This window comes from Pseudomonas sp. SDO5591_S426 (assembly GCF_054070755.1).
The window spans coordinates 25429-37626 of record NZ_JBSVXD010000039.1 but is presented as its reverse complement, the minus strand read 5'-3'; the positions used below and the strand labels follow the sequence as shown (position 1 = coordinate 37626).

9 protein-coding genes are annotated in these 12198 nt (G+C 59.1%); 7 read left to right on the top strand and 2 right to left on the bottom strand.

Annotated elements, in window-relative coordinates; all coding sequences use genetic code 11:
* Positions 1 to 114 precede the first annotated feature (114 nt).
* Complete coding sequence (gene rarD, locus ACW9JC_RS11050) at positions 115 to 1002, top strand: EamA family transporter RarD (protein ID WP_416127594.1); 888 nt, start codon at positions 115 to 117, stop codon at positions 1000 to 1002.
* Between the two features lie 215 nt (positions 1003 to 1217).
* Here rarD and ACW9JC_RS11045 read toward each other — a convergent pair whose 3' ends face one another.
* Positions 1218 to 1736 (bottom strand): glycine cleavage system protein R, encoded by a 519-nt coding sequence (locus ACW9JC_RS11045; protein WP_150736351.1) that lies wholly within the window; start codon positions 1734 to 1736, stop codon positions 1218 to 1220.
* Positions 1737 to 2192: 456 nt separating this feature from the next.
* On the opposite strand from ACW9JC_RS11045, the gene ACW9JC_RS11040 reads away from it, so the two are divergent.
* Complete coding sequence (locus ACW9JC_RS11040; RefSeq protein WP_457455015.1) at positions 2193 to 4370, top strand: malate synthase G; 2178 nt, start codon at positions 2193 to 2195, stop codon at positions 4368 to 4370.
* Between the two features lie 77 nt (positions 4371 to 4447).
* Here ACW9JC_RS11040 and ACW9JC_RS11035 read toward each other — a convergent pair whose 3' ends face one another.
* The gene (locus ACW9JC_RS11035; RefSeq protein WP_338583559.1) at positions 4448 to 4894 is read right to left on the bottom strand and encodes a response regulator; all 447 of its coding nucleotides are present in this window, start codon (positions 4892 to 4894) and stop codon (positions 4448 to 4450) included.
* A gap of 254 nt (positions 4895 to 5148) precedes the next feature.
* On the opposite strand from ACW9JC_RS11035, the gene ACW9JC_RS11030 reads away from it, so the two are divergent.
* The 5 genes from ACW9JC_RS11030 to ACW9JC_RS11010 all read left to right on the top strand — a co-directional run bounded on the left by ACW9JC_RS11030 (position 5149) and on the right by ACW9JC_RS11010 (position 12128).
* Positions 5149 to 7089: a putative nucleotidyltransferase substrate binding domain-containing protein gene (locus tag ACW9JC_RS11030; RefSeq protein WP_457455014.1), complete on the top strand. Its 1941-nt coding sequence runs from the start codon at positions 5149 to 5151 to the stop codon at positions 7087 to 7089.
* Complete coding sequence (locus ACW9JC_RS11025; protein ID WP_457455013.1) at positions 7086 to 7793, top strand: 3'-5' exonuclease; 708 nt, start codon at positions 7086 to 7088, stop codon at positions 7791 to 7793. Before ACW9JC_RS11030 ends, ACW9JC_RS11025 begins: the two co-directional genes overlap by 4 nt.
* A 204-nt stretch (positions 7794 to 7997) precedes the next feature.
* A complete protein-coding gene (locus ACW9JC_RS11020) occupies positions 7998 to 8516 on the top strand; it encodes an RNA polymerase sigma factor (protein ID WP_338583564.1) in 519 nt (172 codons plus the stop codon).
* Positions 8513 to 9487 carry a FecR domain-containing protein gene (locus tag ACW9JC_RS11015; RefSeq protein ID WP_457455012.1) on the top strand — a complete coding sequence of 325 codons (975 nt, stop codon included), beginning with the start codon at positions 8513 to 8515 and terminating at the stop codon, positions 9485 to 9487. Before ACW9JC_RS11020 ends, ACW9JC_RS11015 begins: the two co-directional genes overlap by 4 nt.
* Before the next feature lie 235 nt (positions 9488 to 9722).
* The gene (locus ACW9JC_RS11010) at positions 9723 to 12128 is read left to right on the top strand and encodes a TonB-dependent siderophore receptor (protein WP_457455011.1); all 2406 of its coding nucleotides are present in this window, start codon (positions 9723 to 9725) and stop codon (positions 12126 to 12128) included.
* Positions 12129 to 12198 lie beyond the last annotated feature (70 nt).

Sequence of the window (12198 nt, the reverse complement as noted above, 5' to 3'; positions counted from 1 at the left end):
CCATTCCCCTGTAGGAGCTGCCGAAGGCTGCGATCTTTTAACTTTCAGAAGCGACACATCTATACAACCGCCCTACAATCCCTTCTTTGTTAGCTGCCTAAGCAAGGATTCTGCATGCAAGCCGCCAACCCGCGCCGCGGGTACATATTGGGCCTGAGTGCCTACATCATCTGGGGACTTTTCCCGCTCTACTTCAAAGCCATCGCCAACGTACCCGCCGTGGAAATCATCATCCACCGCGTGCTGTGGTCGGCGCTGTTTGGCGCCTTGCTGCTGATGGTCTGGAAGCACCCGGGTTGGTGGCGCGAGTTGCGGGATAACCCGAAACGTCTGGCGATCCTGGCCTTGAGCGGCACGTTGATCGCGGCCAACTGGCTGACCTATGTCTGGTCGGTGAACAACGGGCGGATGCTTGAAGCCAGTCTCGGCTACTACATCAACCCGTTGGTCAATGTGCTGCTGGGTATGTTGATCCTCGGTGAACGGTTGCGGCGCATGCAATGGATTGCGGTGGGCCTGGCGGCCGTCGGCGTGGCGCAACAGGTTTGGCAGGTTGGCAGTCTGCCGTGGGTGTCGCTGGTGCTGGCGCTGACTTTCGGTTTCTACGGGCTGATTCGCAAGCAGGCACCGGTCAAGGCGCTGCCGGGGCTGGTGGTGGAAACCTGGATGCTGGTGCCGATCGCCATTGCCTGGTTGCTGTTCAATCCGACTGCCCACAGTGCCCAAGCCGAGTTCTGGACCACGTCCGAAGCCTGGTGGCTGGTGGCGGCCGGGCCGGTCACGCTGGTGCCGCTGGTTTGTTTCAACGCCGCTGCCCGGCATTTGCCCTACACCACGCTCGGATTTCTCCAGTACCTGGCGCCAACGTTGGTGCTGCTGCAAGCCGTGCTGCTGTTTAACGAACACTTATCGTCCAGCACGCTGGTGGCGTTCATGTTTATCTGGGCCGGCCTAGCGGTTTACAGCGTCGATGCGTGGATAAGTCTGCGCCGTCGTAGCTGATCAAAAAACGTACAAACCTCTACAAGCCACGATTCCCGTGGCCTGTAGAGTTCCTTCCAAAGGTTATCCACAGCATGATCCCCGGCGTTTGTGCGCAAGTTACTGAAACTGCTGGTTTTTTGATCAAATCCTGAAAGGCCCCGGCCGACGTGGCCTGGCGGGCTGTCTCTACAGGTTATCCACAGGCAGGTGCACGTTTAACTTGGATAACCCGATCAGGGTTCACTGCGCAGCACCAATTCCACCATCAGATCGTCCGCCAGGGTTTCCAGGCGCGATTGCAAAACGTCCAACGACAGTGTCAGCGGCACCGCGAGAATCGCTTCGGCGTGAAACAGCGGTTCGCTGCTCATCGGCGCCGGGCGCACTTCCGTCACCAGCCGCTCCAGGTTGACGCCCTGCTCACTCAGCAGGCGGGTGATATCGCGCACGATGCCAGGACGATCATTGCCCACCAACTCCATGGCGATCGGTTTCCAGGTGCAGGATTGTTCGATGCCGCTTTCGGCGATCAACACGCGAATGCCGTGGGCGGACAACGCCTGTAGGGCATCGACCAATGCGTCGTAGGCCTCGGCCGGCACCCCCACCCGAAGAATCCCGGCAAATTGCCCGGCCATGCGCGACATGCGGCTCTCCAGCCAGTTGCCGCCCTGCTCGGCAATGCATTGGGCAATGCGCTCGACCTGCCCTGGCTTGTCCGGTGCGAATACGGTGAGTACGAGGTGGTCCATGGCGCAGCCCTCTGGTCATGACTTTTGTTATAGAAAACCAAGTATAGGCAAGGGGCCGGATTCGGTGCCCATAGCAGCGCCGCGGATTTTATGTGTACAACTTCTTATATTTAACTGGAACAATCCGGTAGTTTTTTGAGAACATCACGCACCCCACCGTGACTGCAATGCGTCATGGGGTCGCAGAACGACGTTATTAGTCTGATTTTCACAAGCGCAATTCATCATGTAGTATGCCGCAGCGCGCACTACATAACGTTGGATCGATGTCTGCCACAGGCGCAGTCGCATCCCTGAAAGCCCCGTCAGCAAGGCCCTCAAGCCGTTGATTGGTCCCCACCCAGCCGTCAGAAATGGCATGTACTGGTCGCAGGGTTTGTGGTTTAAATGGCCAGAGGCTTCATTGTTAAATTGAAGAGCTGAAAAGCGAAATAGCTGAGCAGAGTGAGGCAAGCAATGACTGAACACGTTCAAGTCGGTGGCCTGCAGGTCGCCAAAGTCCTGTTCGACTTCGTGAACAACGAAGCCATTCCCGGTTCCGGCCTCACCGCCGACAAGTTCTGGGCCGGTGCCGACAAGGTCATTCATGACCTGGCGCCGAAGAACAAAGCCCTACTCGCCAAACGCGATGATTTCCAGGCTCGTATTGATGCCTGGCACCAGGAACGCGCTGGCCAGGCGCACGACGCCGTGGCCTATAAAGCTTTCCTGCAAGACATCGGTTATCTGCTGCCAGAAGCGGCCGATTTCCAGGCAACGACGCAAAACGTCGACGAAGAAATCGCCCGCATGGCCGGTCCACAGCTCGTGGTGCCGGTGATGAACGCCCGCTTCGCTCTCAATGCTTCGAACGCCCGCTGGGGTTCGCTGTACGACGCGCTCTACGGCACCGACGCCATCAGCGAAGCTGACGGCGCGGAAAAAGGCAAAGGCTACAACAAGGTTCGTGGCGACAAGGTCATCGCCTTCGCCCGCGCCTTCCTCGACGAAGCGGCGCCATTGGCGGGCGGCTCCCACGTCGATTCCACCAGCTACAAGATCGTCGACGGCAAACTGGTGGTCGCCCTGAAAGGCGGCAGCAACACTGGTCTGCGTAACGACGCGCAACTGATCGGCTTCCAGGGCGATGCTTCGGCACCGACCGCGATCCTGCTGAAAAACAACGGCCTGCATTTCGAAATCCAGGTCGATGCCAGCACCCCGGTCGGCCAGACCGACGCAGCCGGTGTCAAAGACATTCTGATGGAAGCTGCGCTGACCACCATCATGGACTGCGAAGACTCCGTTGCCGCCGTCGATGCCGATGACAAAGTGGTGATCTACCGCAACTGGCTCGGCCTGATGAAGGGCGACCTGTCGGAAGAAGTCGCCAAGGGCGGCAAGACGTTTACCCGCACCATGAACGCCGACCGCACCTACACCGGTGTCGACGGTAACGCGGTGAACCTGCACGGTCGTTCGCTGTTGTTCGTGCGCAACGTCGGCCACCTGATGACCATCGACGCGATCCTCGATAAAGACGGCAACGAAGTGCCGGAAGGCATCCTCGACGGCCTGGTGACTTGCCTGGCGGCGCTGCACAACCTCAATGGCAACACCTCGCGCAAAAACACCCGCACCGGTTCCGTCTATATCGTGAAGCCGAAGATGCACGGCCCCGAAGAAGCGGCGTTCACCAACGAGCTGTTCGGCCGCATCGAAGACTTGCTGGGCCTGCCGCGCAACACCCTGAAAGTCGGGATCATGGACGAGGAGCGCCGCACCACGGTCAACCTCAAGGCCTGCATCAAGGCTGCCAGCGAGCGCGTTGTGTTCATCAACACCGGTTTCCTCGACCGCACGGGCGACGAAATCCATACCTCCATGGAAGCCGGCCCGATGGTGCGCAAGGCCGACATGAAGGCGGAAAAGTGGATCGGCGCGTACGAGAACTCCAACGTCGATATCGGCTTGAGCACCGGCCTGCAAGGTCGTGCGCAGATCGGTAAAGGCATGTGGGCCATGCCCGACCTGATGGCGGCGATGCTGGAACAGAAAATCGCTCACCCACTGGCTGGTGCCAACACCGCGTGGGTACCTTCGCCAACCGCCGCAGCCCTGCACGCGCTGCACTACCACAAGGTTGACGTGTTCGCCCGTCAGGCCGAACTGGCCAAACGTGCTCACGCATCGGTGGACGACATCCTGACCATCCCGCTGGCGGTGAACCCGCAGTGGACCGCCGAACAGATCAAGAACGAACTGGACAACAACTCCCAGGGCATCCTTGGTTATGTAGTGCGCTGGATCGACCAGGGCGTTGGCTGTTCGAAAGTGCCGGACATCAACGATGTCGGCCTGATGGAAGACCGTGCAACGCTGCGTATTTCCAGCCAGCACATCGCCAACTGGCTGCGTCACGGCATCGTCACTGAAGAACAAGTGATGGAAAGCCTCAAGCGCATGGCGCCGGTGGTTGACCGTCAGAATGCCAACGACCCTCTGTACCGCCCGCTGGCACCGAACTTCGACAGCAACATCGCCTTCCAGGCAGCCGTCGAACTGGTGGTCGAAGGCACCAAGCAACCGAACGGTTACACCGAGCCGGTTCTGCACCGTCGTCGTCGCGAGTTCAAGGCTGCCAATGGCCTGTAACTGAGCATTTGCGCCGGACATGAAAAAGCCCTGATCGAAAGATCAGGGCTTTTTTTGTGGAGCTGATTTTTTAGCGTTTACAGATCCATCCCCAACTCATGCTTGACCAACCCCAGCAACTTTTCGGTATCGATTGGCTTGAGCAGGAAATCCACCACGCTCAAATGCATCGCGGCAATCGCGTCCTCCAGTTCGGCATCGCCGGAAACGATGATGAACGGCATTGCCGCCCGCACTGACTCGCGCACTTGGCGGATCAGATCCAGGCCATCCACGTTTCGCATCCGCAGATCGGTAATCACCAGGCCAATCGAAGGTTTCTCTTCAAGCATCTTGAGTGCAGTTTCGCCGCTGGCCGCTGTCATGCAACGAATGCCGTCCAACGCCAGAATTTCCGACAGCAACTCTCGCGCGTCCTTATCGTCGTCGACGATCAGCACCCGCTGCGGCGGCAGGTCGGGTTCCTGCATGACGGCACTCAGCGCTTCGCGCTCGGCGTCACTCAAAATATCGTGGTCGGACATGGCGTTCTCTACATGTTCAATTCAGTTCCCTGGCACAGTGGTGAGACATCGCTGGACAGAGCTTCAATGTGCACTTCGTCGGATATTTTTCCAATAGCAGAATAGAGAGCTTTTTCTCTCAATTGCGTAAGGTTTTTCCGACATTCCATCACACTGATTGCCTACCTAGACTTACGTCCAATGGGCACCCTGACCGCAGGGGTCGACCATGGGTGAGTCATCCGACAACAACAAATCCAAAAAAGACTGCGGTAATGGTTATGAGTAAAGCGGACGCCTTCACACAGGCAGGGAAAACCGCGGTGTTGCAGAACATCCAGGGCACTTTGCAATTCCTTCAGCGTTTCCCGCCCTTCAATCAGATGGAACACGCACACCTGGCGTACCTGGTTGAGCAATGTCAGCTGCGTTTTTATGCGCCGGGCGAGAGCATCATCAAACCTGCCGATGGCCCGATTGAGCACTTTTACATCGTCAAACAAGGTCGGGTGGTGGGCGAGCGTCCGCATTCAGCCAAGGGCGGCAACGAAACCACTTTCGAAATCACCACTGGCGAATGCTTTCCTCTTGCCGCACTGCTGGGGGAACGGGCGACCCGCACCGAACATCTGGCCGCCGAAGACACCTTTTGCCTACAGCTCAACAAGCTGGCGTTCATCAAGCTATTCGCCATTTCCAACACCTTTCGCGACTTCGCCCTACGTGGCGTGAGCAGCCTGCTGGATCAGGTCAACCAGCAAGTCCAGCAAAAAGCCGTGGAAACCCTCGGCACCCAGTATTCGCTCAACACCCGCTTGGGCGAATTGGCCATGCGTCATCCGGTGATGTGCAGCCCGGCCACGCCCCTGCGTGAAGCCGTGACCCTGATGCATGAGCAGCAGGTCGGCAGCATTGTGGTGGTCGACGAGCACCAGGCGCCGCTGGGCATTTTCACCCTGCGCGATTTACGTCATGTGGTGGCCAGCGGAGTCGGTGATTTCAAGGAAGCCATCGAGCGGCACATGACCCGGGCGCCGTTTTACCTGACGCCCGATCACAGTGCGTTCGATGCAGCGATCGCCATGACCGAGCGACACATCGCCCACGTTTGCCTGGTCAAGGATCAGCGCTTGTGCGGCGTAGTCTCCGAGCGCGATCTGTTTTCCCTGCAACGGGTGGATCTGGTGCATCTGGCGCGAACCATCCGCAATGCGCCTCGGGTGGAAAACCTGGTGGCGATCCGTGGCGAGATCGGCCAATTGGTCGAACGCATGCTGGCTCACGGTGCGTCCTCGACCCAGATCACTCACATCATCACCCTGCTCAACGACCACACCGTGTGCCGTGTGATCGAGCTGACCCTGGCGGAAAAAGGCGACCCTGGCGTGCCGTTCAGTTGGCTGTGTTTCGGCAGCGAAGGTCGACGCGAACAGACGCTGCACACCGATCAGGACAACGGCATTCTGTTCGAAGCCCGCGACGCGGCGCATGCTGCGGAGATTCGCGGAAAATTGCTGCCCATCGCCCACCAGATCAACCACAGCCTGGCGCTGTGCGGCTTCACCCTGTGCAAGGGCAACATCATGGCCGGCAACCCCGAACTGTGTTTGTCCCGCGTCGAATGGGCCCGTCGTTTTGCCGCGTTCATCCGCGAGGCCACGCCGGAAAATCTGCTGGGCTCGAGCATCTATTTCGATTTGCGCGTGGTCTGGGGCAGCGAGCAAGGCTGCGAACAATTGCGTCGCGGGATTCTCGACCAGGTCAGCGACAACCGTTTGTTCCAGCGCATGCTGGCCGAAAACGCATTGCGCAATCGCCCACCCGTAGGACGTTTCCGCGAGTTCGTACTGGCGAAGAAAAATGGCGAGAAAGCCACGCTGGATCTGAAGATTCAGGGCCTGACCCCTTTCGTCGACGGCGCCCGATTGCTCACCCTCGCCCATGGCATCGAAACGAACAACACTCTGGAGCGCTTTCGCCAACTGGTGGACAAAGAGATCATCGAGCCGCTGGACGGCGCGGCGTACGAAGAGGCGTATCACTTCATTCAGCAAACCCGCATGCAGCAACATCAGCTACAGACGCGGGAGAATTTGCCTTACTCCAACCGCGTCGATCCCGACAGCCTCAATCATCTGGACCGGCGGATCCTGCGTGAATCCCTGCGTCAGGCGCAACGCCTGCAAAGCAGTCTGGCGCTGCGGTATCAATTATGAGTCTGTTCTCTTGGCTGCGTCCCGCCGCCCCGAGCCTGTCCGGTGAATTGCAACAACGTCTGCAACGCTTGCTACCCGCGAGCGGGATGAGTGAATGCAGCCTGCGTGAGCAGCGCTGGATCGTGCTTGACCTGGAAACCACCGGGCTGAACTTGAACAAGGACCGGGTGCTGTCGATCGGCGCGGTGGTGATCGAGGATGGCGCCATCGATTTCAGCCAGCAGTTCGAACGCACCCTGCAATGCACCGAAGTCAAACTAGGTCCCAGCGTGTTGATTCACGGCATCGGCCCCAGTGCGATCGCCGCCGGCAGCGATCCTGCCGAGGCGTTGCTCGATTTCATGGAGTTCGTCGGCGACAGTCCGTTGCTGGCGTTTCATGCGCCATTCGACCAGCACATGCTTGGCCGGGCGCTGAAAGATCATCTGGGCTACAAATTGCAGCACACCTTTCTCGACGTAGCGGACATCGCCCCGCTGCTCTGCCCGCAGGCGAACATCCGCGAGGCCGGACTGGACGAATGGATCGACTGGTTCAAGCTGGAAGTGTTCGAGCGCCACAACGCCAGCGCCGATGCCTTGGCCACCGCCGAACTGGCGTTGATCCTGTTCAGCCGTGCACGGCAGCAGCAGATTCATAGCCCGTTGAATCTGCAGCAGCGGTTGAATCAGTGGAAGCGGCGGCAACAATCACCCTCCTTCTAATAGCGATGATGCCTGCGTAGGAGCTGCCGAAGGCTGCGATCTTTTGATCTTAAAAGTCAAAGTCAAAAAATCGCAGCCTTCGGCAGCTCAGGGTTCTGCGCCAATCCAAATCACCCGACCAATGCCAATTGCTTTCCCTTCCTCGCCTCTGCCACAATCGCGAACAATTCTCGTTAGTTAACACTTCCCAATCGGTGATGCTGCGTGTCGTCAGTCCCAAGCCCTCAAAGTGAGCTCGTCGGTGCGTTATATCGCGACCATCGCGGTTGGCTATTGGCCTGGCTTCGGCGCAACGTCGCCTGCCCGCAACGGGCCGAGGACCTGAGCCAGGACACCTTCGTGCGCTTGCTGGGCCGCGAAGAACTGAAAGAACCGCGCGAGCCACGGGCATTCCTGGTGGCAATCGCCAAGGGCCTGCTGTTTGATTATTTCCGCCGCGCCGCGCTGGAACAGGCCTATCTCACCGAACTGATGCTGATTCCCGAAGCCGAGCAACCGTCGGTGGAAGAACAGCAAATGATCCTCGAAGACCTGAAAAACATCGATCGCCTGCTCGGCAAACTGTCGAGCAAGGCGCGAGCGGCGTTTCTCTACAACCGTCTCGATGGCCTGGGGCACGCGGAAATCGCCGAACGCCTTGGTGTGTCCGTACCTCGCGTGCGCCAGTACCTGGCCCAGGGCGTCCGCCAATGCTACATCGCGTTGTACGGTGAGCCGACATGAGCCCGGTCAGTTCCAAACCGGTGTCGGCGCAAGTGCTGGATGCGGCGATCGCCTGGCAATTGTCCCTGGACGCCGGCAACCCGGTGGAGCGCGAAGAGTTCACCAAATGGCACGCCGCCCACGAAGAACATGCACGGGCGTGGCGCCAACTGGGCATGCTCGACCAGCGTTTCAGCGTCGCCAGCGGCCCGGCCCGCACGGCCCTGCTGCAATCGCGCGAAGGCATTCGCCGCCGGGTGCGCAAGCTCGGCAGCGGTCTGGCCAGCGTGGTCGCCGTGATTGGCCTGGCGTTGTTTGCCGGTGAGCGCTATTTGCCAGTCGACTACTGGCTTGCCGACCAGCGCACCGCTACCGGCGAACAACGCACCATTCGCCTGTCCGACGGCACGCTGATCAACCTCAATACCCACAGTGCCGTGGACGTGCGCTTCGACGAAAAGCAGCGGTTGGTGGTCCTTCAGGAAGGGGAAATCCTCGTCGAAACCGGCCATGGCGACGCCCGGCCGTTTATTGTCGAGACCCGCGAAGGCAGCATGCGCGCACTGGGTACGCGATTCTTGGTCAAGCGCGAGGAAGAAGGCACGCGCCTGAGCGTGTTGCAGTCGGCGGTGGCCGCCCATCCGCAATCGAGCGCTGACGAACAGATTCTGCGCGAAGGCCAGCAAGTGCTGATCCGCAATGACGGCCTGGGCCAGATCATGGCGCTCAACCTCGGCGCCGACGCCTGGACGCGCGGCATGCTGGTGGTGGACAACGCGCGACTGGAAGATCTGGTGCACGAACTCGGCCGTTATCGCCGTGGGCATCTGGGTGTGGCGCCGGAAGTGGCTGACCTGCGGATCACCGGCAGCTTCCCGCTGCAAAACACCGACCTGGCCCTAAGCGCCCTGCTGCCGACGTTGCCGGTGCAGATTGAACAGCATACGCAGTGGTGGGTGACGGTGGCGGCCAAGACAGACGCCAAGCCCTGAGAGGTGTGGGGTCAATCAACCCGCCATCGCGGGCAAGCCTTGCTCCTACAGGGTTTGTGTTGTTCGTTAATAATGGGAACGACACAAAACCCGTAGGAGCAAGGCTTGCCCGCGATGGGGCCTTTAGCTTCAACGCATTTACTGAATCGAAATTATTTTCATCCAGCCCTATCACTTTTTGGTTTTCGTTCGGCACCTAGGCAATTGAGAAGTATTCCCTTTCAGGAGCCGCTGTATGTCCCGTTCGCTAGACACCTTGTTGCGCCCCAGTTTGCTGGCGGTTGCCATTGCCTTTTGCACCCCTTTGGTGAGCAGCCAACTGATCGCCGCTGAACAGGCGTCCAGCGTTCGTGCCTACAACCTGCCGGCCGCGCCATTGGCCAGCACCCTGAACCAGATCGCCAGCCAGGCCGGTCTGGCGCTGTCGTTGAATCCAACATTGGCTGCGGGCAAGACTTCGGCACCGGTCAACGGCCAGTTCGACGGCGCTGGCGCCCTGCGTGAAGCCCTGCGCGGCACCGGTCTGCAACTGGAACAAAGCGGCACAGGCACGTTCAGCCTTGCCCCAGTGCCTGAAGGCGCGATGGCCCTGCCGGCCACTAGCGTGATTGGCACTGAAAACGTCGAAAATGCCTGGGGCCCGGTGGAAGGCTATGTTGCCACTCGCACCGCTGCTGGCACCAAGACCGACACACCGATCGTCGAAGCACCTCGTTCGATGTCGGTAATCACCCGAGCGCAAATGGAAGATCGCGGCGTTCAAAACCTCGATGACGCCGTACGTTACATGCCGGGCGTGATCGCGAGCAGCTACGGCAGCGATTCTCGCGCCGACTGGCTGCGCGTACGTGGCTTTGAACCGACTCAGTTTCTCGATGGCCTGCCGCTGCCAAAGGGATCCTACGCCAACCCGAAAGTTGAAACCTGGGATCTGGAGCGCATCACCCTGCTGCGCGGTCCAGCCTCTTCGGTATATGGCCAGACCCCTCCGGGTGGCATGCTCGACATGGTCAGCCGTCGCCCCGATGCCATTGCCAGCAACGAAGTGCGTGCCGAAGTCGGCAGCAACAACCGCAAGCAGATCAACTTCGACAGCACCGGCAAACTCGATGACGAAGGTCAGTTCCTGTACCGCGTCGACGGCGTGGTTCGCGACAGCGGCATGCCGGTCGACCATACCGACGACAAACGCTACAACATCGCGCCGAGCCTGACCTGGAACATCGACGACGATACGCACCTGACCTTTCTCTCGCAGTACACCCGCGACGATACCGGGGTCTCCGGTCAGTTCCTGCCGCTGCAAGGCACCAAGCTGTATTCGGATGCCGGAGGGATTTCGCACCATAAGAATCTCGGCGATCCGGACTCCGATCATTACGACCGTACTTACTATGCGTTGGGTTACGCCTTCGACCATCGCCTGAACGATGTTTGGCAGTTCAAGCAAAATCTGCGCTACACCAAGAGCGATCTGGAATTCCAGCAAGCCTATGCGTCGTTCGGTAACTCAGTCTCGCCAGATGGCACCCTGGCCCGCCTGGTCGACAAGGTTGACGAAGACATCAGCCAGTTCGCCGTGGACAACAATTTCCAGGCCGACTTCCAGACCGGTCCACTGAGCCATGTCCTGTTATTGGGCCTGGATCACCAGCGCACCAACACCAACTACAAATGGCTGGAAGGCAGTGCGCCTCCGAGCAACGTGATCAACCCGATTCGCGGCGTGGATTTCTCCAACGTTGCCTACGCCACCTTCTATGACTACAACCAGAAGACTAACCAGACCGGCCTTTACGCTCAGGATCAAATCTCTCTGGATAAATGGCGCCTGACCCTGGGTGGTCGTGAAGACTGGATCCACACCGCAACGCAGTTCAATAATCAGAACGATGCCACCAACACCCAACGCGACAAGGCTTTCAGCGGCAACGCCGGCCTGAGCTACGTGTTCGATTCGGGGATCACTCCATACATCTCCTACACCGAATCGTTCCAGCCATCGATGGGTGCTGATGTCAACGCTACCAGCTCGTTCAAACCGACTGAAGGCAAGCAGACCGAAGTGGGCGTGAAGTACATGCCACCGGGCAGCCGTACTTTGTTGACCGCTGCGGCATTTGATCTGCGCCAGCAAAACGTTTCGGTTACGCAAAACAACGTCACCAGCCAGATTGGTGAACTGAAAGTACGCGGCATCGAACTCGAAGCCACATCGGACGTCACCGACAACCTGAAACTGGTGGGTTCCTACACCTACACCGACACCGAAATCCTCAAGGGCGCCGACAAGGGGAACCGGATGAAACTGGTGCCACGCAACCAGGCGTCGTTGTGGTCTGACTACACCTGGCATGCCGGTTTCCTTGACGGCTTCGGCGTAGGTGCAGGCGTACGTTACGTCGGTGACACCTATGGCAGCACCAGCAACACCGACAACTCGCACGTAGGGTCATACACCGTGTACGACGCCGCCGTGCACTACGACTTGAGCCGTCTCAATTCGGCACTGGCAGGAGTTTCGGTCGATGTCACGGCGAAGAACCTGCTCGACAAGGACTACATCTCCACTTGCGACGGTTTCTGGTGTTACTACGGTGACGAGCGCAGCGTCATTGCCGGCGTGAACTACAAGTGGTAATGGCTTGATCTGACACGCCCAGTACCCAGGCCGTCCATCAAGGACGGCTTTGGTATTTCTGAGGGTCATG

Excerpts from the sequence above, each read along its gene's own strand:
- rarD (WP_416127594.1), top strand. The coding sequence starts at position 115 with ATGCAAGCCGCCAACCCGCGCCGCGGGTACATATTGGGCCTGAGTGCC.
- ACW9JC_RS11045 (WP_150736351.1), bottom strand. The coding sequence starts at position 1,736 with ATGGACCACCTCGTACTCACCGTATTCGCACCGGACAAGCCAGGGCAG.
- ACW9JC_RS11040 (WP_457455015.1), top strand. The coding sequence starts at position 2,193 with ATGACTGAACACGTTCAAGTCGGTGGCCTGCAGGTCGCCAAAGTCCTG.
- ACW9JC_RS11035 (WP_338583559.1), bottom strand. The coding sequence starts at position 4,894 with ATGTCCGACCACGATATTTTGAGTGACGCCGAGCGCGAAGCGCTGAGT.
- ACW9JC_RS11030 (WP_457455014.1), top strand. The coding sequence starts at position 5,149 with ATGGTTATGAGTAAAGCGGACGCCTTCACACAGGCAGGGAAAACCGCG.
- ACW9JC_RS11025 (WP_457455013.1), top strand. The coding sequence starts at position 7,086 with ATGAGTCTGTTCTCTTGGCTGCGTCCCGCCGCCCCGAGCCTGTCCGGT.
- ACW9JC_RS11015 (WP_457455012.1), top strand. The coding sequence starts at position 8,513 with ATGAGCCCGGTCAGTTCCAAACCGGTGTCGGCGCAAGTGCTGGATGCG.
- ACW9JC_RS11010 (WP_457455011.1), top strand. The coding sequence starts at position 9,723 with ATGTCCCGTTCGCTAGACACCTTGTTGCGCCCCAGTTTGCTGGCGGTT.